Here is a 23,699-nt window from a genome sequence, read left to right as displayed (position 1 = left end):
CATCGATTCCTTCTTTCTGTTCAAAGAGTCTAGAACCTTTTATTCTCCCACAGGAAAATCAGTAGAAGCTGCCAGTTCAGTCTGCGTCTCGTAGTCGGCAACGCGGGCTTTAAGGGTCGAAATGGTATTTGTCAGCGCTTGAGAGCCGAGTACCATTCGCATCGGCGCTGGTTCTTGTTCGACACTCTCTATGATTCGGGACGCCATACGTACAGGGTCACCTGGAGCTAGTCCATTAGAAGCGTCCAGCATTTTCAAAAAGCCATGCGCCGGATTACCGTCGTACTCTGACATTAGATTCGCTACCTGTGCACTGCCATAGCGGAACTCGGTACGAGCACCGCCCGGCTCCACCAATGTAATACCGATGTTAAAAGGTGCGACCTCCTGAGCGACCGACTCACAAAATCCCTCCATGCCAAACTTGGTGGCATGGTACTAGGAGGATATCTGAATAATGCGGCCACCACCCTGCTTTCGCAGATGCGGCAGAGATGACCGGATAAGCTGGATAGATCCTGTTAGATTCGTAGCGATGATGTGACCAACCTCGGCGTCAGAGAGTTCCTCGGCGGCCCCAAAAAGGCCATAGCCAGCGTTGCTTACAATAACGTCGATCCGTCCAAATTGCTCAAAAGAGCCGTCAACCAGCTTATGAATAGCGGGAACATCAGTTACATCCAGAATTTCGCAAATGAAGGTAACTGGATACTTCTCAAGGAGCTCGGCGACTTTGTTTTTGTTACGTACTGTGCCGATAACCTTGTCCCCCTTCTCAAGTAGCTGTTTGGTCATCTCATAACCAAAGCCACTACTGACACCTGTAATAAGCCATGTACGATTACTCATCATAAATTCCTCCAAAAAGTATATTGGTTTAATGTGCAGGAGCGCGTTGTTCGCGTATTCGCGTATAAGAATAATTAGATCGCTTTTTTATTCCGATTTGGCCGCGGCTTCATTCACACACCGGAGAGCATTCAGGCTGCGCGGATAACCTATGAAAGGCAGGCATTGAGAGATAACCTTAATCAGAAACAACTTATCATTTCCAAGCCTCATATTGGCGGAAGCATGGCTGGTCAACTGAGGTTCACATCCACCCTGGGCCAAAAGAAAACAGAAGGTAATCATCTCTCTTTGTTTGTAGTCGAGCCCTTTTCGGGTATAGTAATCCCCAAAGCAGTTATCTGCCAGCCAGTGATTGATGTGCCGGCTCTCTTCCGGTCCTGATTTCCAAAAATCCCGCATGCTTTCTCCAAAAATGTTCACCTGCGCTTGAATCCCTGCTTCCAAACGGGTATCCGTGGTTGTAGTTGCCTGGCTCGGTAAAGGTAGTTCAACACCTCGTGAAGTCAATACTTCATTCACTGCATGCAGAAAAGGAAATACCCTTCCAATGCCAAGATAAGGTACGGACTGATAGACAATTTCCTTTGCTTCCACAGGCGTAACGCCAAAATTCAGTGCTGCTGGAAGCATTGCTTTAAACTCGTCAATTCCTTGACATCCAATTAAAACGGACAAAATCGCCATCATACGTGTCCGATCATCCAAATCGTCCTGATTCACTACTTCATCAAACGCAAAGTTATCGAATAATTCAATAAACTCCGGATCTGTTTCCAAAAACTTAGATTCATAGCCTGGAAACATTCTTTCATGATACTTTTGTGCTGCTTCCGTAATTCTCATGGTTTACTCCTCCTATTGCATCTAATAAAAAGCTGGTTTATCGCGTGCTGTATTTGGTTTGCTAACCCCCCAACTGCGACGAATCCCCCACTCTTTTGATTCCGCTAATTTAACAACCAAGGCAGCAATACTTTTCCGAGAAATCTCCGTACCTTTCAAAGGTTCCCCCTTTTCGGTTAACTCGTAGTCAACTTCATTTTTGTTGGTGAACCAGGTACATCTTAATATCGTATAATCAAGATCGGATTCTTCAATCAATCTTGCTGATTTCCGCCAAGCATCCATGCCGCTACCCACCATCCGCTTATTCCATTCTCCAAATTTTCCAGGCACTTCATCATAAATTCCTAGAATATTGATAAATATTCCTCTTTTAACCTTCAAGGCGTTCATCGCCTCGATCATGTTCTGAGTTTTCTGAACAATATCAGAGCCACCCAAGTTAGCATATACAACATCTTGATCCTGACGGTAATGATTATGCAAAAGGAGCACTTTTAAAAATGGTTAAATAACACCATAAGTGCTAAAGAGTATCTAAGTAGATGTATTCCTTCATCAAAATAAACGATTACAATGTTGACATATCGATGACAAACCGATAACGCACATCACTGCTGAGGACACGTTCATATGCCTCGTCAACTTGGTCAGCCCGAATGACCTCGATCATAGGAGCGATACTGTGCTCAGCCGAAAAGTCGAGCATCTCTTGTGTTTCTCTGATACCGCCAACGTTGGATGCCGTAATACTCCGACGCCCAGCAAATAAGGAGAAAACATTATATTGATCTGGCTTGTTTGGCAGACCAAGATTTACTAGTGCCCCGTCCACATTAAGGATGGATAGAAAGGCATCAACGTCGATATTTGCAGACACTGTGTTTAAAATCAGATCAAATTGACCAGCCAACTCAGTGAACGTGGTGGGATCAGTGGTTACATAGTAGTGATTCGCGCCAAACGCAAGAGCTTCATCTTTTTTGTTCATACTTTGGCTCAGGACAGTTACTTCAGCACCCATCGTATGGGCAAACTGAACAGCCAGATGACCAAGTCCCCCCATTCCCAAAATAGCTACCTTCTTACCTGGTCCGGCGTTCCAGTGTTTCAGAGGCGAGTATGTCGTAATACCTGCACACAACAGCGGGCTTGCTACATCCAGTTCCAAGCCGTCCGGAATACGTACAACAAACTTATCCTTTACAACGATTTTCTGGCTATATCCACCGTATGTTAGGTCCCCGTCGTAACCAATTGAGTTAAATACGACGACCACACCTTTCCGACAAAACTGCTCTTCACCTCTACGGCAGAAGTCACATTCACCGCATGAGTCAACAAAGCAGCCTACGCCGACACGATCACCAACAGCGAATGTTGTCACATCCCTGCCTACAGCGGTAACAACACCTGCAATTTCATGCCCTGGAACCATCGGAAAAACTCCGCTGCCAAAATCATTATGAGCATTGTGAATATCAGAATGGCAGATACCGCAATATTTAATGTCGATTAAGACATCATCTGGCCGCAAATCTCTCCGTTCTATGGTAGTTTGTTCAAATGGTGCTTTCGCACTTGGAACACTTAGCACTTGAGTAGTTATGTTTTTATGATGGTTACACATGTTATACAACATCCCTTTCCTATAGAGTGAATGATTCGGATACGATTTTAGTCTCATCCTATTTGAAAATTAATATGCACAATTACTTTATTGTGCATATGTCTATTATTATAATCTTCTTAAAATTATTTCCTATTGTTAATTTGAAGCGATTTGTACATTAATGAATAGAAATATAAAAAACGGGCTCTACACTAAAGTTAGTGCTTGACTTACACTAACCATAGCGAGATTGGTTACATTCAACAAGAAGTCCTTGTACGTAACGTTTTCTGTTGCGAGTGAAATAATGCCGCCGTTGAAAAGCCTTCATTCGGTTGTTTCTGCCATCAACCGCTGCATTCGTCCATCGGCAACGGTGGTAGTTGACGACCTCTGTCCGCCAGTTTCGAATGGTCTTTACGCAGGCGTCAATAGCCGGATGCTGCATTTGCTCCCCTTGAACAAACCAGGTCTCAAGCCAACGATTCGCGGTGTTGACATCCGGCGAACAGTCGTACCATTCATTGAACGATTCTTTCCAGGCATGGGCTTGCCCAAGCAAGGACGAGTAATCTAAAATCTCTTTCAGTTCTTTATGCCTTTCAACGGACAAGGACTCCTCTTTGGGGTTTAGCAACCGATGCTTGGCTTTCAAATTCGCTTTCGCTCGAGAAGAAAGCGTCGTTTGGGTCGTTTTTCGGACGGCTTGAAGCGCCTCGATCACATACCGATGAACATGAAAGCGATCCGCAATACGAATCGCCTTCGGAAAGCATTCCTGAATCCAGGTATGGTAATACGGAGCCAGATCCATCACCACCGCAATGGGACGAAGCTCCAAAAAGAATGAATGCTGCTTCGCATAGGCTCGAAGTTCCTCCAATTTTCGGCCAGGAAGAATATCTAGTAACGCTTCGCCCCTCAAGTTATGAATGCCCGTGTTGTAGGTATGGCCTTTTCGGATGGCAAAATCGTCTACACCCAGCACAAGCTTGGAAGTACAAGCAGCGTCTTGCCACACGCGTTCCTGAAGGCGTTCGCTTGCCAACGCTAACCAGTGTTGGTACTTCGTTTGGAGCGTACTGGCGGGCATGGCATGCAGATCGGCACTGTGCTTAACCGTAGCTGCGGTTGCCGTACGAATCGCTTGCTTTTCAAAGGCGTGGCTGTAACGTTTCCCCCGAATCGACGAAGGTGTATTGCCAGACGAATCCACACTGACACTGCTTACAAAACAGTCGGATCGCAGGAACCCGTACATAAATGGATTTACCAAAAGCCTCACCATGGCGAATGGTACGCGCTGGATTGCTCCCTTTCCGAATCACAAAATCAAGTGATCGGCATTGTGGACAAGCTTGCTTATGAGCAACTGGAGAGACCTCCACATGAAGCGTTTGCTCACCCACTTCCAAGACTTTTTCTGTTTTCACCTCTGGCAAGTCAAGCAAAAGATCGGTATACTGATTGTGCATCTGTCATTCCTCGAAGTTGGATTGGTCGCACAACCATCTTACGGAATGTTCAGATGTTTTTCTATTTTTCCAGCATAATTTCTATGTTTTTTCAAGCACTATGTTTTGTGTAGAGCCAAAAAACGTTCATTATCTATTGCGTTTTCCGGATATTAGCCTCTAGTTAAGTCGGTTTGACTCCATTTCGTTTATACATTGTGTTGATAAAATAATAAACATCTGTTTATAATTAAAAAAAAGTTCAGAAAATAAATCGTTATCCGTTGTTATGAGCGTGTTAATTTACGAACCCTTATTATATTTAGATAATAAAAGAAAGTTCGGTGAGCCAAATGTCTAAAGTCGATAGAAGAATCCTTAAAACACAGGAAGCATTAAAAACAGCAGTAATTGAACTAATGACTGAGAAAAATTTTGATGATATTACCATTCAAGATCTCTCAGATCAAGCAAATGTCAGCCGCGGAACGATTTATCTTCACTACATGGATAAATACGATTTGCTGGATAAACTAATTGAAACTCATATTAATGAACTCCGGGAAAGATGTGAAGCAGCTGCCGATTTGGATTTTGTTACAGGGTCCGTGATTTGGACAGAATATTTTGAGCGTAATTACGCATTTTTCTCCATGATGCTGGCAAGTAAAGGAGCACCTTTTTTTCCGCAATCGATTCTTGAAATTTCTTATTGAAGAGTTTCAGGATGAAGTGGATAATACTAAGGGAATAAACGAAGGGTTAAATAAAGATCTTGTTGTTTATTTTCTGGCTTCTTCGTATGTTGGAGTAGTCGAATGGTGGTTTACGAACGACCGACCTGTAACCCATCTAGAATTAGCAGAACAGTTGGGAGCTTTGTTGGAAAGAGTTTGTGAGTAGGGATTAAACTTATAACTTCAATTTTTATAATGAAAAGCCACCTTTACTAGGTGGCTTCAGATTGCAGACAAACCTCCTTTGTTCCGAACGGAACTCCGGGGTTTGTCTTGTTATTTGGGCTATGAAATGCTGTAAAATGGAAAATCCTTGCTTTGAACCACCTGGGCGCCATAGCCAGGTGGCTAGTTTTTTGAGATTCATGCAAGCGAAAACGAGCATCGCCTGCATGGTCACCTTCTCTAGCCCTCGCAAGGTGGCCCACCGCATGCCATGCTTTTCTTTCATATCTGCAAACATCCCTAACAGTTCGGCTTGGAATTTCTCCATCTCATCGTTAAACATCCGGTTTTCCGTCGGGTTCACGTTAATATTGATGGATAAGGAATCATCGGTGAAAATAAGCTTGGTCCGACGCTCAAAAGGATATTTCATTGAGGCAAAGGACTCCGGCATTTCTACAAAAGACGAAGGAATACGAAGGCTTACGTTCTCGGGAATGACCTCCGTTTCGGTAAATACCAATTCTTCATGAGCAATTGTCCAGTTACACTATAATTAGATGATTATCTAATCATATGTGAATACAAGTTCTTGTCCTTCGACATCTTCACATGTCAGGTCCCGTTAAAACAAAAAAGCTGAGAATATCGCTGCTTTTCATGCGTATACTTCATTGTCCTGCGGCAGATCCCAAAATAGACGTTATCATGATTTATGACAAAGTCTTATGAGAGGATAACTTATATGTCCCTCCTTCTCCAGATGAGTTGTTTGCCGTTGGACTTCATACTCAATCTTACACGGCTCGCAGAATCTACGAAACGCAGATGTTTCCGTCGAGACCCTGTCGCCTATCTGAAACAGGTAGAAAATAAATTTGTTAGTTGATTAGACATCTGTAGAAAAAAAGCCGGAGCCCTCCCTAAGGAAGATCCAGCCTTGAGTTACCAGTTGTGCAAATCTGCACCGTTGCTTTCAATAATCTGTTTGTACCAATAAAAGCTGTCTTTTGGATAACGATTTAGTGTTCCTTTGCCCTCATCATCTTTGTCCACATAAATAAAACCGTATCGTTTGGACATTTCGGAAGTCCCGGATGAAATAATATCCAGAGCAGACCAAGGCGTATATCCAATTAGCTCCACACCATCGATAATAGCTTCTTTCATTTGCTTGATGTGCTCTTTCAAGTAGCTTATGCGGTACGCATCATGAATCTTGTGATCATCTTCCAGAATATCCTCGGCACCCAACCCATTCTCTACAATAAACAATGGCTTCTGATAACGATCATAGATCGTATTTAAAGAATATCTAAGCCCTACAGGGTCAATCTGCCATCCCCAATCAGAAGCTATCAGATAAGGATTTTTTAATCCTCTGGTCAGATTCCCCTCTGTTTGCTGCAAGCTCTTCAATCTTTCCTTATCATTCGTAGTAATCGATGATACATAATAGCTCAAGCTGATGAAATCCACGATATTATTTCTTAGAATCGCATCATCTTCTTCGCCTTTAATAATCTCAATACTGTTCTCCAGGAAATAACGGTTCATATATGAAGGATAATAACCTCTAACCATCACATCCATATAGAAGAAGTTTCCATATTGGTCATCCAAGGTAGCCTGCATAATATCGTCGGGATGACAGGTGGCAGGATATGTCGTCAGACGGGCAATCATACAGCCAATCTTGCTCTCCGGAGCAATGTCATGACATAACTTTACCGCCAGAGCACTCGCTACAAATTGATGGTGAACGGCCTGATAGATATCCTGTAAGTAATTCTCCGTTCGATCCTCCACGATTCCGGTGGATTTAAAGGTAGCAAATCTGCCCGCATTAATCTCATTAAATGTTATCCAGTAGCGAACCCGATGTTTGTAACGGTTAAAAAGAACAGCAGCAAAGTTGGTGAACATCTCAATGACTTTACGATCCTTCCAGCCTCCATACTGATTGACAATATGAAGCGGAAGCTCAAAATGGGAGAGTGTAACCAGCGGCTCTATATGATGCTTCTCCAGCTCATCGAACACCCGGTCATAGAACTCTAGCCCTTTCAGATTCGGCTCTTGTTCATCTCCGTTAGGGAAGATCCGACTCCAAGCAATGGAGAAGCGGAACACTTTAAAGCCCATTTCCGCACATAAAGCAATATCTTCTGCATACCGATGATAGAAATCTACACCGTCTCTTTTAGGATAACCTTTCGTACTGTCAGCATTAAGCGCCTGTTCTATCAATTCCGAAGTGATATTGCTGTGCTTTGACAAATCTACACGGTCGGAGTGAGGATCATAAAATGATATATCGGATACAGACATGCCTTTATGATCCTCACCAAAACCACCCTCGGCCTGACAAGCTGCAATTGCCCCTCCCCACAAAAAATTCACCGGAAATCCTTGATGCCCTGAATTATACTGTGACATTGTCAGCCCCCTGAGTAATCGCGTTTTGTTCGTCTTCAATTGATTTTTTGTCGATAATTCTGAAGAAAGGATAGTAAATGATCACCTGCAATGCAATACACATTAATTGAAGTACAACTAACCTAATACCGCCATTGACAAATGAATTCAAGATAATCGGCGTTCCAGCCGGGAAATGAGTCCCGTTCGCTATTGGGAAAATACCTAAGTTCATCGACCAGTAAGCAAAGCTTGATACGATAATTGGTCCAAACACAAACGGTATGAACATGAATGGGTTGAGTACCAGCGGAATCCCGAAAATTATAGGTTCATTAATACTAAAGATGGATGCCGGAAAAGCAAGCCGCCCCAGAGTCTTGTATCTTTTGCTTTTCGCAAAGAAGGCCAGTAAAATGGCTAATCCAAGCGTAGCACCTGATCCGCCGATGACTACAAACGAGTTGTAAAAACCTCCGCTAAGAATATTGGTATGTGCTTCTCCTCTACTGATCGCATCAAGGTTGGCCAATCCCAACGGCAACCATACACTGTAAAATATCGGGCTGACAACCATAAATCCATGAATCCCGAAAAACCACAATAGCTGAACAACAAATACAAAGATCACAAGCGACCAGTAACCTCCGCCAATATTCTGCAGTGGTGCCTGTATGGAAGTGTAAATCATCTGATGTAAACTCCCAAAATCCGTTAAGGAAGACAGATAGCTGATCATTGTAAAAACAATAACTATTATCGTACCTGGAATGAGGTTGGCGAACGTTTTGGCTACAGTCGGTGGTACCCCTTTAGGCATTTTAATAATCAAGTTTCTATTGATAATCATGACATATAATTTACCTACAACAAGTCCTACTATAATTGCTACAAATAAGCCTTGTGCTCCCAAATAATTGAAGGTGAACGCATTGACCTCATCTACTTTAGTAATCGGTGTCAAAATGAAAAAGGACATCAACCCGATGAGACCTGCACCTGCATTATCCGCCTTGGGATTCAAATTACTGACCAACCGATAAGCGATAAAAAACACTGCATAAATGGACAAAAGCGTGATTAATACACTGCCAGGGATTTGAAAAACCTGTTTCAGACCTGTACGTTGAATAAAGTTTTGGTAACTATCAATATTAAGATTAGCAAATAACGTAGCAAACGAGCCCAGCATCAAAACGGGCATGACAGAGGTTAATGCTTCGGATATTGAAGAAAGATATTTATTTTTACTTATTTTACTTGCTGTTGAAATGACCTTCTTTTTTATCACTTCTACGTTTAAGCCCACAGAGTAAGCCTCCTTATTTAAATATTACTCAAGGCCGTATTTAACACTTTTTCTCCATCCATCATGCCGTAATCCATCATATTAATGGTCAGTACCGGCATCGGAAGAATTGCTCTTAACTCATCCTCCATATGCCCGATTTGTGGTCCTAATAGGACGATATCCACATCACCAAATTTCTCTACCTCACTTTCAGCCGTTGCATCAATGAGAACCTCTATGCCTTGGGAGATCGCTGACTCCTTCATCTTTTCAACCAGCATACTTGTAGACATACCCGACGAACATACCAGCAATATTTTTTTCAACATTAGCTCACCGATCCTTTCAATTGTTGTTCCAATGCTTTACGCTCCTTAATCTCTTCAATCAGTTCGACAATTAATTCTCTGACTGTCAGAGCATTCATCAAATGATCCTGAGCGTGAATCAAAAGAATCGTAATTTCCGTTTTCTCTCCCCGGCCCTCCGCCTGAATCAACTGAGTTTGGACCTTATGCGCCTTGGTCAGACTTTCCTTCGCTTGCTTGATCAGATCACTTGCTTCGTCCAGCTTTCCTTGTCTGGCGGTTCTCACTGCTTTTAAGCTAAGGCTTCTCGCCTCTCCACTGCTGGCAATAATTTGCATAATGGTTTGTTCGTAATCCATATTGATTCTCCGCTCCTATAATAGATTCTCTATTTCTTTTATAAATTGGTTGTAGCTGTTGACCGCGAGCAGTCTGCTGCGGCTGTCGTCTCTCTCCATCAGGGTCAGCAGAAGCTTGCTTATTTCTTTATGAAGAAATAACTGGCCTGCACGCAAGTTGATAATAAAAATGAGCTGCACCGGTTTTCCTGTATACACAGTTGGTTTCTTTAATAATGTAATGCTGATGCAGTCTTTCAGAGCACTCATTCTCATGGGATGCGGACCGGCAACGCCATTTTTATAGATGGTCGTAAATTTAGCTTCTCGTAGCAGGACCTGTTCCGGAAAATCCTCCAGCGCATACCCTTTGCGCACAACTTCGCGGCAGCGCTCTTTCAGCAGTTCGGTGTAATCCTCAGGTCCGCTCAGGTGAAAGAGCTCCTCATGAAATAATTCCTTGAAATCCATAAGCTTATAAGAGGGCCGGAAGTGATCCATTTGCAAGGAGATCGACTCCCTGATCCGCTGCACTTCCTGGTCATCCAGCAGCTTCTTGATGTGTATAACCGGCTTATCCTGTATTTCGATCCCGAGCGGTACGGTAGTTAGGATTAAATCTACCGGCCTTGTGCTGATCTCTTCAAGCTCGGAGATGGAGGCGGTAATAACCGAGGCTTTAGGAAATACGGCTTCCAATTTAAGTCGAATCAGATGGGCGCTTCCCGCTCCGGTGGAACAAATGACGGCAATCCGCTTGAATTGCTCCAGATTATGCTGCCTCTTCCGTTCCAGATGTGTCGCAAAATGGAGCGCTACATAACCGGCTTCATCCCGGGACATTTTAAACCCATACTGCTCTTCTATAATCTCGGCAAAGCGGAAAGAAATCACGAACACGTTGGCATACTCGCTGTAGACATCCTCCACTAACGGATTATCGAGCTGAAGATTGTAATAGAGACGATTGAGCAGAGGAAACATATGCAGCAGGAGCGATTCCCGCAATTCCTCATCCTGATTAAAGCTGGTTAGGAATTCCTTATCCAGACGCTGCAATATCGCGCTTATTCCTTCACGCAATTGTGATTTCATTTCTGTAGTGATATTCTCGACAATTGTTTTCCCTGAAATATGAAGCGCCAGGTAATCAACCTCATCGGGAGGCAGCGAGATTTGGTAATGCTCTTCGACCCATTCAGCAATCCTCCATGCAATGTCATAGTATAATGGCTCCGGTGTCTTTAACATCGCTTGGCCACTTACAATGAAATTGCTTTTGGATATCCGGTACAGAAGGATGAATAAATGCGTGACAATGTTGTCTAAAAAGACATCCGAGATCTTGAGCTCCTTCTCTTTGAGCACCTGCAGCAGATAAGCCTTCAGCTTCCCGGCATCCAGCTCGCGCCGGAAGGTATTGAAATCCTTGCTATGCTCAACAACCTGACTGTTCTGTAAAATGTAGTGGGAGAAGGCCTGGCGGATATTTTTCTCGTCACCTTCAATCTTCACCCCATAGTGGGAGCGGCGCTGTAATTTGAGCTGGAACGCTTTAAATTGCAACTCCACTTCCTTCATATCAGAAATCAGAGTCGAGCGGCTGATCCCTAGTTCATCCGCTAGCTCATCTATAGGCCGGAACGTATCGCTTTGCAGCAAATAGTAAATGAGATGTTGCTGTCTGGCAGCTATATTATCCGAACCTACAATATCCCGTTTCAAAGATAAATGTTCCATATAGGCCAAAAATCGTGATTCATCTTCGGTTTCAAGCAGATATCCTTGATTACGGATCATCCGGATACAGAAGCCTTGCTTCTCCCCCGCTTTCTCCAAAGAGCGAACAACTCCCCTTACGGTTCTTTCGGACAACTCAACTTCAGCAACTAATTCACTCATTTTTACAGGAAGCTTCTTGGTGAATAAAATATTTAGAATTGTGTATTCTCGCATGCGATCCCTCATTTTTGATACTAGTATCGGTCAAGCAACTCAGCTGGTTATGAATACATGATACTTGGAAGCGCTATCTAAAGAACAGGTTATATTTTGCTATTTGAAACGGCAAAAAGAAACAGGTGCCCACTGATGATCTCCCCTTCTATATAGTTAAAATAATTTTAATTGTGATATTATCACTTCATCGGGAACGTCTGGAATACAGGTGAGCTCGGATGAAATTAAATCGGCAGTACAATTAACCTGTGAGAAATTTAACCCAGGTAAAACCAAACGAACAGATACGGAATCGCTATCCCCAGAAGATGTAGCAAAGGCGGCTGTTTCCACTTTTAGTTGATAGGGTATTTTTTGTTTTATAGAAAACTCAAAATCGACAATAGTTGCTGATTCACAATCTTTTTGCTCTAAAATAGTTGGAACTACTCTCAAAAAAAGTTATATTAGGATATATATATTATCTTTAGTATGAGAAAAAAAGGAGGAATATCCTAGATGGATGTACGAAGCTGTTTGCAACAAGGATGGAAGGCGGGCTTATGTATGTTGTTGTTGTGGGTATGGATGATGGGTGCTGTAACAGTTGGTCAAGCCGAAGCCCAAGCGGTGTTCCCGGGAGCCGTGGGATACGGGACTGACACTCCAGCAGGCCGGGGCGGAAAGGTAATCAAGGTGACCAATCTGAACAATGACGGCCCAGGCTCATTTCGTGCGGCATTAGAAACCAAGGGACCGCGGATTATTGTATTTGAAGTCGGTGGTGTCATAAATCTAGAAAAGGAGCGTCTTGAGCTGAGAGAGCCCTACGTGACCATCGCAGGTCAGACAGCCCCCTCCCCTGGCATTACATTCATCCGGGGAGGTTTGCAGATCAGAACGCATGATGTGTTAATGCAGCATGTCCGGTTTCGGATGGGCAACGGTGACAGCACTAAAGGTGCAGGATTTGAACCAGATGTATCCACTTACGGAGCCTCCGCTTATAACATTGTCATTGACCATTGCTCCTTTTCTTGGGGAGTGGATGAGAACATGTCCTTCTCAGGCCCTCGTACCAGTGGAACCAAGGCGACTACTCACCGTGTAACACTCAGCAATAGTATTATCGCCGAGGGCCTGTATAATTCCGTTCATGAGAAGGGTCCTCATTCCATGGGTACGCTCGTTCATGATTACGTGCAGGACGTGGCAGTCATCGGAAACCTTTATGCCCATAACATGGAACGTAATCCGTGGTTCAAAGCATTCTCGACGGGCGTAATTGTTAACAATGCCATTTATAATCCGGGAAAATGGGCTATTCGGCTCGGATTTGTGGAGAATGAATGGGCGGATACGGGGATCAAACCGGAAGGCCCTAGAGTCAGTATCGTCGGTAATTACATGCGGCATGGAGTAGATACGATTAAAGGGCTAGGAATTGTCGGAACGAACAGTAAAAGCGGCTGGGCTTATCTCAAAGATAATCTTGCTTATGACCGTAATGGCAAGTCAGTCCCACTGACTTTTGGCGGAATTAAGGAACTTGACAATCCACCTGTTTGGGTTGAAGGACTTGAAGCACTAGCAGCCTCGGCAGTAGTAAAGGAGGTCACTGAGCATGCAGGAGCAAGACCGGAGGACCGGGATGCTACAGATCAACGAATTATCTCCGATTTTCTGACTGGTCGAGGAAAGATAATTGATAGTCAGGAAGACGTAGGGGGATACCCGGATGTTCCAGCTACCTACCGTGCTTTAAATGTACCTGACAACAGCATTGATGAATGGTTGTATCAATTTTCAGTTGAGTTGGAGTAGTCCTTAATGCTGCTATTTTAAGACATTTCGTAAAAGTAATTAAGACATAACTCTGATGTCAATCGATTTATCACCCAGTTCTAGTTTAGTGTTGACAATCCACTCTTTCGGCAATAACGACTTGCATGACTACACTTTTAAATAAAAAAAGCACACGGATGCTATACCTACATCCGTGTGCTTCTCTGAAAATTTCATTTTCGTTTAGTTCAGTTGATCATATTATGGCTGAATCAAAAAAATAGTATGTTTTTATTCCCACAGTTTTATGTTTATAAGCACTATGGCCTGTACTACTTCTTTCTGCCCATAAACGATTTTGGTCTTGTTCTTTCACGCCTTTTCAACTTTATCTACTATTCCCGTGCTACCCTTCCTTTAAGCAGTATTTACAAATATCATCTTGGCCGTCGTGATCTTCCAAGCCTCGATACATACTTTTATTCATTCACTTATTTTAGATATATTAGAAGATTATTTCCTAATGTCTCTAAAACTTTCCATCAAGCATCCCAACTCCAAAAGCCTATTAAATCGTGTGATCGCCCTGCTGCTACCGACAGTCCGCAAAGTTGAAAATGTCCCCTAGTAGGTCCTCCAATCCTCCTTATTTATTTCTTCTAATACAGCAAGAAGATCTTCATCGGTGTAATCAGATATAACGAGACATAGAGTGTTTAGAGCCAGCGATAACAGTACTTGAATATTGCTGTCTGGTTCTTCTCCTGACAAACTAGAGTCTGCTTGTTCCACATCCGAATCTTTGGCAAAACCTGACTTAATCGCGCCCTCAATAAAACGTGGTTGAATTTCCTCCCAGTATGCAGCACCCTTTGGTGTCGCTATTAATTCTCCAATCGTAGATAGTTCGGTCAGCTTTCCAGAAAATAATTTCACGCCATTTACGACTGTAGTTTGTTTGAGTACTTCGTCACGCGCATTTTTGCCTATTACGATATCATACTTTCCACTTTCGACATGCCATCCGTTTAATTGGATATTCCAATATGCAAAAGAACGTTTATCCAGAACAAAGGTAGTGGTTTTAGTCTCCCCTGGGTTTAAGCTTATTTTGGCAAACCCCTTAAGCTCTTTCACCGGGCGGATGATGACCCCCTTGTGAGGCGCAACATATAGCTGTACAACTTCCTTGCCTTCAACTTTACCTGTGTTGGTCACGTCCACACTAACAGTAAGTGTCTCCGTTTCGGAATCCAGTGTAGTATGACTCAGCTTAAGATTGGAGTACTCAAATGTGGTATAGGACAATCCGTAACCGAACGGGAACAGCACATCGCACTTTTTGGTCTCATAATAACGGTATCCAACAAACACACCTTCACGATATTCTACATTATCATTTTCACCGAAATAGAACAGAAAGGACGGATTATCTTCCAGCTTCTTAGGAAACGTCTCTGCTAATCTACCTGAAGGATTGACTTTACCATATAAGATATTAACTGTAGCGGCACCTACAGCATCGCCGCCAAGATAGGTTTCCACGATTCCCTTCACTTGATCTGCCCATGGCATTTCTACAGGTGATCCGTTTTGAAGAACTACAATGGTATTGGGATTAACCGCCGCAACCGCTTCGATGAGCTCATTTTGACAAGTCGGCATTCTCATATGATTACGATCATAGCCTTCTGATTCAAAGGATTCTGGGAGGCCTGCAAACACAACTGCTATGTCAGCACTTTTCGCCGCTTCAACAGCTTCCGCTTGAAGGACTTCGTTTGTCCGTTCCTGATTATCTTCATAACCTTGGGCATAGGTGACCTCTGTTATTTCTGTAACAGCATCAAGTGCCGATATGATTTTGTATGAATTGATATGTGAAGAACCTCCCCCTTGATAGCGAGGGAATTTAGAAAATTTCCCAATAAATGCAACCTTGCTTTCTTTGGAAATAGGTAGTACACCTTCATTTTTCAACAGTACAATAGACTGCTCCGCTGCTTTTTGAGCTCGGGCAAGACTTGTTTCCAAGTCGCGTTCTTGCTTCACTTTCCCCTCTTTAGCACGGTACGTGACCTCAATAATACGCTCACAGAGATTATCAAGCTGCTTTTCATCGAGATCGCCAGACTTGACTGCTTCTACTAGCTTATAATCATTTTTGGAGTCTGCGGGCATCGTAAGTGCAGTTCCTCCCTTGGCTGCTTCAATCCGGTTGTGAACAGCCCCCCAATCCGAAACAACAAAACCATTAAATTCCCATTCCTTATATAGCATATCCTCAATATACTTGGTATGCTCTGCAGCAAAAGTACCGTTAATTTTGTTGAATGAAGTCATGACGGTCCAAGGCTGAGACTTTTTAATGGCGATTTCAAAATTAGTTAGGTATAACTCTCGTAGAGTGCGTTCATCAACGTTCGAGGACGAGGTCACACGTCTGTGTTCCTGTGAATTAGCGAAAAAGTGTTTTACGCTCGTTCCTACTCCCTTACTTTGAACGCCGTTTATATAAGCTGCTCCCATCTCTCCGGCCAGTAGCGGGTCCTCTGACATGTATTCAAAATTCCTACCGCAAAGCGGAGACCTTTTGGTATTAAGCGAAGGACCGAGAATAATGTCAACGTCTTCTGCCAGACACTCATCTGCAAGTCCTTCCCCTACCTCTTCAGCTAATGTAGTGTCAAAACTTGAAGCGAGAAGGGAACCTGTTGGAAAGCAAATTGCGGGTTTAGAGTTAAATAGATTCGTATCCTCACTCTTTATAGGCTCGATCCTTAAACCATGAGGACCGTCGGCTAATTGAAGTTTCGGTACGCCGAGACGGTCAACTCCTTTCGTGAACCAATTGTCCAAGCCCGAAGTAAGTGCCGCTTTTTCCTCAAGCGTCATTCGGGATACGATCTCTTTTATTTTTTTCTTTTCCAAGATAAATCCTCCTCTTACAAATCATACGTTGCGAGCCTATCTCCCTTATTCACATCCATCAGCTCCGCTGTTGATGCGAACAGTATGCGGAGTACAGCCTTCAGCAGTGATCGTTACGGTGATTGTACCTTTTGCGGTCGGACGCACAACTGCTAATACCTTGCCGTCAAAAGTTGTATGCTCATCATCGAAAAAATCTTCCTCAGAAGCTGGGTTTGCGCTGCCCAATCCCTGAAGCAAGCCTGGTCCGTTAACCTTGACCTTAACCTTGCGATCGGCGGTGTTATACAGGTTCCCATAGTCGTCTACAAGGCTGATCATCACGAAAGCCAGATCGCTGTCGGAAGCTGTAATTTCCGTTCGGTCAGCGTCTGCTTCCAACATGACGCCACCACTTGCCGAATGAAGCGTCATCCGCCCAATTTCTTGTCCACCAATGTAGGCTACCGCTGTAACGTCTCCCGGCTCATAGACGGTATCAAATTCTGCTTTGAAGCGGTTCGCTTCACCTGTAACAGCTTTCCCTACCGATTTGCCATTGACCAGCAGTTCGACTTCTTCGGCATCGGCATACACTTCCACTTTGATCGGTTTACCCTCGTATCCGTTCCACGACCAGCTAGAAATGGAATCACTCCAGCCCCAACTCGACAGAGTAGCCTTTTTGAAATAATGCTGAGGTCTCTGAACTGCGATGTATGGGGCCTTACGAAGACCAAACACGATTTCGCGGTAATACGATACCGATCTCCGATTACCGATAATATCAATGTCACCGACCCAAGCTGTAATCCAAGGATACGTGCTTTGAATATAGTGTGTAACTTCTTCCATATCATACTGAACTCTTCCGACGCCGGCTTCACCCAAGTAATCCCATCCCGCCCAGGCAAAGTCGCCGATCAGATGGTTATTCTTCTTTATAAGATTCCAGCTCTTATCAATCCTGTTTGAAAAAGTTTCACTTCCAACGATAATACGATTAGGGAATAAATCCTTATCCATTAGATATCTTGCATCTCCATAATTGTAGCCTGCAATATCCACGCTGGCGAAAGCCTCGGCTGTTTTCGTTGTACATAATTCACTGGCTACGATATTCGCCATAAGATCACCTAAATCATTCATCATCGTGTTAATGCCACCAGCTTCGTCGGCTTCGGGTTCCATTAATTCCTTCTGCTGAGCCAAATCGCTCATTACAGCAAGCATAAAATTCACAGAATTCGTTACAAATCGCGTAGAGTCCAAGGATCGAATTTTCTCCGACAGCTTACGGCCCCATATCGAACCGATCGGGCTACCGATCTCCGGAATTTCGTTACCAATCGAATACATGATGACGCTTGGGTGATTATAGTCCTTATTAACCATGGCTTCGATGTCTTTTTCCCACCAAACAGGGAAATGCAATGCGTAATCGTTCTCGGATTTGGAACTGGTCCACATATCGAAGCTCTCGTCCATAACCAGCATACCAAGACGGTCACATGCATAAAGAAGGGATTTACTCATGGGATGATGCGAACTGCGCAGTGCATTAAAGCCTGCTTTTTTCAGAATTTCGACCCGTCTCTCTTCCGCCCTGTCGATCGTCACTGCACCGATTACACCGTTATCATGATGGATGCAAGCTCCGCGCAGCTTGATGGTATCTCCGTTGATGCATAGCCCTCGCTCAGAATCCAGTGTAAGCGAACGAATCCCGAAGGACGTCGTCTCTTCATCCAACAACTCATCTCCGGCTGTTACTGTTGTTCTGCACATATACAAATTCGGTTGATCCACGCTCCAGAGCTTTGCATCCCTCACAAGCATACGCTGATGGAGTGTGGCCGATTCTCCTGCAAAAGTCGTAATTGGCGACCGATCGGACGCAACTACAGTGCCATTCGCATCGACAATTTCGCTTAATATATGCGTAGTTACGGTGTGTAAACCTTCATTTTCAATTACGGTTGCTACGCTTACTACAGCACGATCATCATGGATATCAGGTGTATCAATTTTCACACCGTCAAAGGCAATGTGAACCAGATTACCAACAATCAGCTTGGTATTGCGATAGATGCCGGCACCCGAGTACCAGCGGGAATCTTTATGTGTCGTGGCAATAACCTTGATTTCATTCTCTGTCCCGTACTTGAGGAAACGGTCGGCCTTTACATAAAAATGGCTATAACCAAACGGTTGCTGGCAAGCAAAGTCCCCGTTAATGTACACCATCGCTTGGTTGTATACGCCTTCAAATTCAATCGCAACCCGTTTGCTACGATACTCGGAGGGAACGAAAAAACGTTTCTTGTATTCGTATTCCCCGTCAGGATAACAAGCAATATTGCTACTACCGTCTTTCAATCTTTCATTTCCCCACATGGCATCATGTGGAAGCGTAACCAATTTTGTGGATGATTGGTCTTTGGCAAGCTCGGAAAAATAAGTCGTTCTCGGTCCAACCGTCCAGTCGGCATTAAATGATGTTCTAATCATAAAGTGTGTCACCATCTTTTCTTAAAAATTTTTAATTGTATGTCCTTTATGAAATAATAGTATCACCGAACCGCATAAGTACCTGGAACGTGCACGTATTGACGTTCGTCGTACTGAATAAGCCTAAGGTTCATATGAATACTTTGGTTCGTTGTATCATCGGTAAAACTATCAATTCTAAGCCCATTTTATTGGATCTGCCACTATATCCTCTACCATTTCACCGACTTCCGATTAGCACTTTGCCGACCATCCTATTAAAAAAACGGGCACGCAATTGCATGCCCGAATAAGATACAATATAAATGTTATTTACGTGCCTTTGCCCATTCGTTGAGTTGTCTTTGCTTCTCTGCGATGACTTTGTCCATTCCCGCCGATTTCAACTTTGCAATAAACTCCGGCAGAACTCTATCAGGTTCAACGCTCCCTGTTTCAAGTGGAACAGCATATTGGGAGATAACATTCCCCACAGATGCAAACTCGGTCTTAACAGGAGTAGAGTCGAAGGAGAAACCAAGCGCTTTGGATTTATATGCCGACTTGTTAAATTCTTTGATTTTTTCCCATGAGTCAGGGTCTTGCCCATTAAAAACATAAGATAAAAATTGGTTACCGAACAACCATCCTGTATTTAAATAATAACCTGAATTTTGACTGTTTACACCTTTGGGAAAATCAATGACCTTTTCGGATTTGACTACATAATGTCTTCCCTCAATTCCCCAAATCAACAAGTTTGCAATCTCTTTATCTGTGTACATTAGATTAAGGAATTCCATTGCTTTCTCAGGAGTTTTCGAGTTAACCGGGATTCCCCACATTACATTGGTTATCGTTGATGTTGTGGATACTGGATGTGAGAATGCTACGACTTCCATAGGAACGCTGCTGGTTTGCGTTTCACCTTCATATGTTTGAGGTTGGACACGGAGCAAGTATGCAAAAGCCTGTTTTGATCTGATTAAATCATATTTGGGCGTTCTATTAGTTGCGGCATCCTTAAGGATTAATCCTTCTTCATACCATTTTCTAACCATTTGAAGCTGACTGGCATATTCTTCTGTTTCGTAAAGATTAACCAGCTTCAAATTATTATCATAACCAGGCAAAACACCAATTTGGTCAGCAAGAGAGTCATACGTCTGATAGGTTGCGAGTATAGAAGCACCTATAGCTCCCGGAACCAATGGAGCAATATCCGGTTCACCAGCTTTAACCGTTTTTAATACACTCTCTATATCCTGTATAGTCCGAATTCCTGCACCATCAATTTTATACTTATCAACTAAGTCCTTTCGCATCGCAATACCATAAGTGGTGACCATGTCACGTAAGGTAGGAACGCCATAAATAGAGCCCTTAACTTTTGTAGCATCCAAATAGATTGGATCCAACACTTGGGTAATTCCTTTTCCCTGTTTTGTCAGAAGTTCATCTAGAGGAATAAGTTGACCTTTTGATACTAATGAACTGTAGTTGTAAATTGTGGGAATTAAATCAAGCTTTTCATTACTGGAAAACATCAAATTCGTTTGCTGCTGCCAATCCCCAAAGCCGATCGGCAATAGTTTAACCGTAACATTAATTTTCTTCTGGGCGATTTTGTTGATGGCATCTTGAACGAGAGAGATATCCTTCGGTGCAGCACCGAAAATTGGAAATGCGACAGTTAACTCCACTGTTCCATCTGCCTTAGTATCGGCTGATTTTGCCTTTTCAACATCATTACCGCTACAAGCGGATAATATCAGCATTAAGACAAGAAGAGCACTTACTAAGCTCATTCTTTTTTTCATTGTTATCCCCCACAATGTTTTTTTCCACTTCATGAAAGCGCCATCTTAACATGCGGTATTCAATGTAGGTATGTACAGTTTACATTGGTTTTATTCTTAATTTTTTGTCATATTTTTACTCATGTGGACACCTAGAATGAATCCGATTTTGTTCTCGTATTCTTTCTAGGTGTCCACTTTTTAGTCTAGCATCACTTACACATCATAACTAACTAAAAGTTTTTATCACTCCACTGTTTTGTTTACTGTTACCTTTGATGAAAACACCTTTCTTTTTATAATCATTTTCTCACCAACAATACAAAAGTCACCTTTTAATCGAATATCCTGAGATGAAGCTCCAATAAACACTTCTATCTTCCCGGGTTCCACGATCTGATCCATGTTTAAATCATGGAAGGCCAGTTGTTTCATATTTACCTTAAAAGTAACTTCTTTTGTTTCTTGAACATCCAGGCTAACACGAGTAAACCCGACAAGTTGCTTAACAGGCCTTACAACACTGCTGACAGAATCCCTCATATACACCTGTACAACTTCATCACCACTAAATGTTCCTACATTTTTCACCTTAAATCTCAGGCTCAATTCTCCATCGGACTGAACCGTACTGTCCAGACTCAAATCACTATATTCAAACTGTGTGTAGCTTAATCCATGACCAAATGGGTATAGCGGTGTGTTTTTGCTGTGATCAATAAATTCAGCCCAGTCATCTATTTCGACATAGAACGGCAATCTGCTGTTATACATCGGAATTTGACTTGTTTCTTTTACAATAGTTACGGGCAACTTTCCGCTAGGATTGCTTTTTCCTGTCAGAATGTTGATGATTGCTTCTGCCCCGGACTGTGAAGGAAGCCATGAATACAATACTGCTTTACTTTGTTCGCTTATAGAAGGGGTTGCTAATGGTCTGCCATCAATAATAATGGATATAACCGGTTTATTTAGCTTGAATACTTCTTTCATCATTTCCAACTGTGGTTTCTCAAGATGAATATTGCTATTATCTTTATTTTCTCCACAGGTCGCCTCAGGATCAATCATACTTTCTTTTCCACCTAATACAGCAATCACAATATCCGCCTGTAGGACAGCTTCTTTAACTTTATTTATCCCACCATCAATAGGTTGGAGAATATTACACCCTTGTGCATGTAGTACATTATCTTTTCCAAACTCTTCTTCCAAAAAGTCTTTAACGGATTTACAATTCGGATAGAATATTTGCGTGAATTCTTCCGTCGTTTCATACACTTTATTGGATGGAGTATGCTCTCTTCGACCTTGCTTTATTAAATTCATGATAATTTCTTTTTGTTCCGGTGTGGGTTGATCTTCAAATTCGATTCCCAACGGTTTGAACGCATCTTTATGTTCAGTAATGGCGCCAGCATAAGCTATTTTTAAATAGTGATCTTCTTCGGATTTATCGAAATCACTACTTTGGGTACTTGCAGAACCCACCGACGAATATCCTCCGAAAAAGTTTGTTTTGTTGTCTGAAGACGGGCCAATAACTGCGATTTTCAATTCCTTTTTTAATGGCAAAATATGATCTTCATTTTTGACCATTACAATGGATTTCTTCGCTATTTCTTGAGATAAAGCCTCATTCTCTACCTTGTTAATCTCTTCAAAGAAGTCTCCAACTGCATAAGGATTTTCGAAAAGGCCTAGCTTAAATTTGGTTTCAAGAACCCTTCTTACGGAACGATCAACATAAGACTCTTCAATTTCTCCTGAGTTCACCGCTTCAACTAAGTGCTTATAACAATAGTTATTAGGCTGTTCCACGTCCATTCCAGCCTGAAGCGCCAGAATAGCTGTATCTTTCGGGCTTTGTGCCACCCGATACCGTGAATTAGCATGACTGATACTGCCATAATCCGCAACAACTAGTCCATTAAATCCTAATTTATCTCTGAGGACGTCTGTCAGCAACCATTTTGACGTAGACACTGCTTGGTCATTCAAGATGCCATAACTATTCATGACACCCATCAGATTGGATTCATGTATTGCCGCTTCAAACGGGAAACAATACGTGTCCAGCAGTCTTCTTTCTGCGATTTGCTGTTCTCCACCGTTCCTGCCACCTTCGGCATTTCCATAACCGACAAAGTGTTTGGCTGCAGACATCACTTCATTGTCTCCTTGGATGCCGCTAACAAAGCCCACCCCCATTTGAGCAACTAGATAAGGATCTTCTCCATAGGTTTCGCCGATTCTTCCCCACCTTGGATCTCTACCCAAGTCAAAAAGAGGAGAGTGTACGGCCCTAAAACCATAGGACAGCAGCTGCCTTTTTACGACCTCACCCATTTTCCGAGCCAATTCAGGCTCCCAAGTTGAAGCCAGATTAAGAGATTGCGGAAAAGTCGTCGCTCCCGGTATCTGGGCTCCTGCTATCCCCTCATTATGAATGAGCACTGGAATGCCTAATCTTGTTTCTTCCATAAGATATTTTTGTATGCTTCTTAGTTTATTAATATCTTTCTTATTATCGCCAGTTAAGGAGACGTTAAGACAGCTTAGAGTGCCGATTCCGTCCTTCATACTTTCTTTCAGCTTAGCCAGACTGTCCTCTCCATCTTCTACAGTTGCACAAAATAACTGGGCTACTTTTTCCTCTAATGTCATCCTTTCAAGTAAGTTGGTGACCCTGTCATGAATCGACTTACTTGCATCTTTATAGATCATTTAAAAGCCTCCTACTATATTCTAACATTCGA

At 42.8% G+C, this 23,699-nt stretch carries 13 protein-coding genes and 4 pseudogenes; 2 read left to right on the top strand and 15 right to left on the bottom strand.

Features of this window, described 5'->3' with window-relative positions:
- Nucleotides 1–39: 39 nt before the first annotated feature.
- The 5 genes and pseudogenes from QMK20_RS27390 to QMK20_RS13075 form a co-directional block, all read right to left on the bottom strand.
- A pseudogene (locus QMK20_RS27390) lies at nucleotides 40–849 on the bottom strand (SDR family oxidoreductase).
- An 87-nt stretch (nucleotides 850–936) separates the two neighbouring features.
- Complete coding sequence (locus QMK20_RS13090) at nucleotides 937–1,695, bottom strand: carboxymuconolactone decarboxylase family protein (RefSeq protein WP_283656061.1); 759 nt, start codon at nucleotides 1,693–1,695, stop codon at nucleotides 937–939.
- A 21-nt stretch (nucleotides 1,696–1,716) separates the two neighbouring features.
- Entirely contained in the window at nucleotides 1,717–2,181 is a 465-nt protein-coding gene (locus tag QMK20_RS13085) for an NAD(P)H-binding protein (RefSeq protein ID WP_283656060.1), read from the bottom strand.
- 85 nt (nucleotides 2,182–2,266) lie between these two features.
- Nucleotides 2,267–3,325: an NAD(P)-dependent alcohol dehydrogenase gene (locus QMK20_RS13080; RefSeq protein ID WP_283656059.1), complete on the bottom strand. Its 1,059-nt coding sequence runs from the start codon at nucleotides 3,323–3,325 to the stop codon at nucleotides 2,267–2,269.
- Between the two features lie 217 nt (nucleotides 3,326–3,542).
- Nucleotides 3,543–4,782, bottom strand: a pseudogene (locus QMK20_RS13075) (ISL3 family transposase).
- A 332-nt stretch (nucleotides 4,783–5,114) separates the two neighbouring features.
- Between QMK20_RS13075 and QMK20_RS13065 the strand changes: the two are divergent.
- Nucleotides 5,115–5,664, top strand: a pseudogene (locus QMK20_RS13065) (TetR/AcrR family transcriptional regulator).
- 24 nt (nucleotides 5,665–5,688) lie between these two features.
- Here the strand turns inward: QMK20_RS13065 and QMK20_RS13060 are convergent.
- The 6 genes and pseudogenes from QMK20_RS13060 to QMK20_RS13035 form a co-directional block, all read right to left on the bottom strand.
- A pseudogene (locus QMK20_RS13060) lies at nucleotides 5,689–5,961 on the bottom strand (transposase); the annotation flags it as partial.
- 647 nt (nucleotides 5,962–6,608) lie between these two features.
- Entirely contained in the window at nucleotides 6,609–8,102 is a 1,494-nt protein-coding gene (locus QMK20_RS13055) for a glycoside hydrolase family 1 protein (RefSeq protein WP_283656055.1), read from the bottom strand.
- The gene (locus QMK20_RS13050) at nucleotides 8,089–9,390 is read right to left on the bottom strand and encodes a PTS sugar transporter subunit IIC (protein ID WP_283656054.1); all 1,302 of its coding nucleotides are present in this window, start codon (nucleotides 9,388–9,390) and stop codon (nucleotides 8,089–8,091) included. The genes QMK20_RS13055 and QMK20_RS13050 overlap by 14 nt, the downstream gene beginning before the upstream one ends.
- 17 nt (nucleotides 9,391–9,407) lie before the next feature.
- A complete protein-coding gene (locus QMK20_RS13045) occupies nucleotides 9,408–9,698 on the bottom strand; it encodes a PTS sugar transporter subunit IIB (protein ID WP_283656267.1) in 291 nt (96 codons plus the stop codon).
- Nucleotides 9,699–9,700: 2 nt separating this feature from the next.
- Entirely contained in the window at nucleotides 9,701–10,039 is a 339-nt protein-coding gene (locus QMK20_RS13040; protein ID WP_283656053.1) for a PTS lactose/cellobiose transporter subunit IIA, read from the bottom strand.
- A 15-nt stretch (nucleotides 10,040–10,054) separates the two neighbouring features.
- On the bottom strand, nucleotides 10,055–11,920 hold the full coding sequence (locus QMK20_RS13035) for a BglG family transcription antiterminator (RefSeq protein ID WP_404520121.1): 1,866 nt from the start codon (nucleotides 11,918–11,920) through the stop codon (nucleotides 10,055–10,057).
- Nucleotides 11,921–12,475: 555 nt separating this feature from the next.
- Between QMK20_RS13035 and QMK20_RS13030 the strand changes: the two genes are divergently transcribed.
- A complete protein-coding gene (locus QMK20_RS13030; RefSeq protein ID WP_283656051.1) occupies nucleotides 12,476–13,780 on the top strand; it encodes a pectate lyase family protein in 1,305 nt (434 codons plus the stop codon).
- A gap of 585 nt (nucleotides 13,781–14,365) precedes the next feature.
- Here QMK20_RS13030 and QMK20_RS13025 read toward each other — a convergent pair.
- The 4 genes from QMK20_RS13025 to QMK20_RS13010 form a co-directional block, all read right to left on the bottom strand.
- Nucleotides 14,366–16,672, bottom strand: coding sequence for a glycoside hydrolase family 3 C-terminal domain-containing protein (locus tag QMK20_RS13025; RefSeq protein WP_283656050.1), 2,307 nt, complete (start codon nucleotides 16,670–16,672; stop codon nucleotides 14,366–14,368).
- A gap of 45 nt (nucleotides 16,673–16,717) precedes the next feature.
- On the bottom strand, nucleotides 16,718–19,162 hold the full coding sequence (locus QMK20_RS13020) for a glycoside hydrolase family 2 protein (protein WP_283656049.1): 2,445 nt from the start codon (nucleotides 19,160–19,162) through the stop codon (nucleotides 16,718–16,720).
- A gap of 308 nt (nucleotides 19,163–19,470) precedes the next feature.
- Entirely contained in the window at nucleotides 19,471–20,994 is a 1,524-nt protein-coding gene (locus tag QMK20_RS13015; protein WP_283656048.1) for an ABC transporter substrate-binding protein, read from the bottom strand.
- A 192-nt stretch (nucleotides 20,995–21,186) separates the two neighbouring features.
- The gene (locus QMK20_RS13010; RefSeq protein WP_283656047.1) at nucleotides 21,187–23,667 is read right to left on the bottom strand and encodes a glycoside hydrolase family 3 N-terminal domain-containing protein; all 2,481 of its coding nucleotides are present in this window, start codon (nucleotides 23,665–23,667) and stop codon (nucleotides 21,187–21,189) included.
- Between the last annotated feature and the right edge of the window lie 32 nt (nucleotides 23,668–23,699).

The sequence above is a fragment of the Paenibacillus sp. RC334 genome, assembly GCF_030034735.1.
Classification (GTDB): domain Bacteria; phylum Bacillota; class Bacilli; order Paenibacillales; family Paenibacillaceae; genus Paenibacillus; species Paenibacillus terrae_A.
The sequence above is the reverse complement of the archived record's forward strand: the minus strand, read 5'-3'. Positions and strand labels throughout refer to the sequence as shown.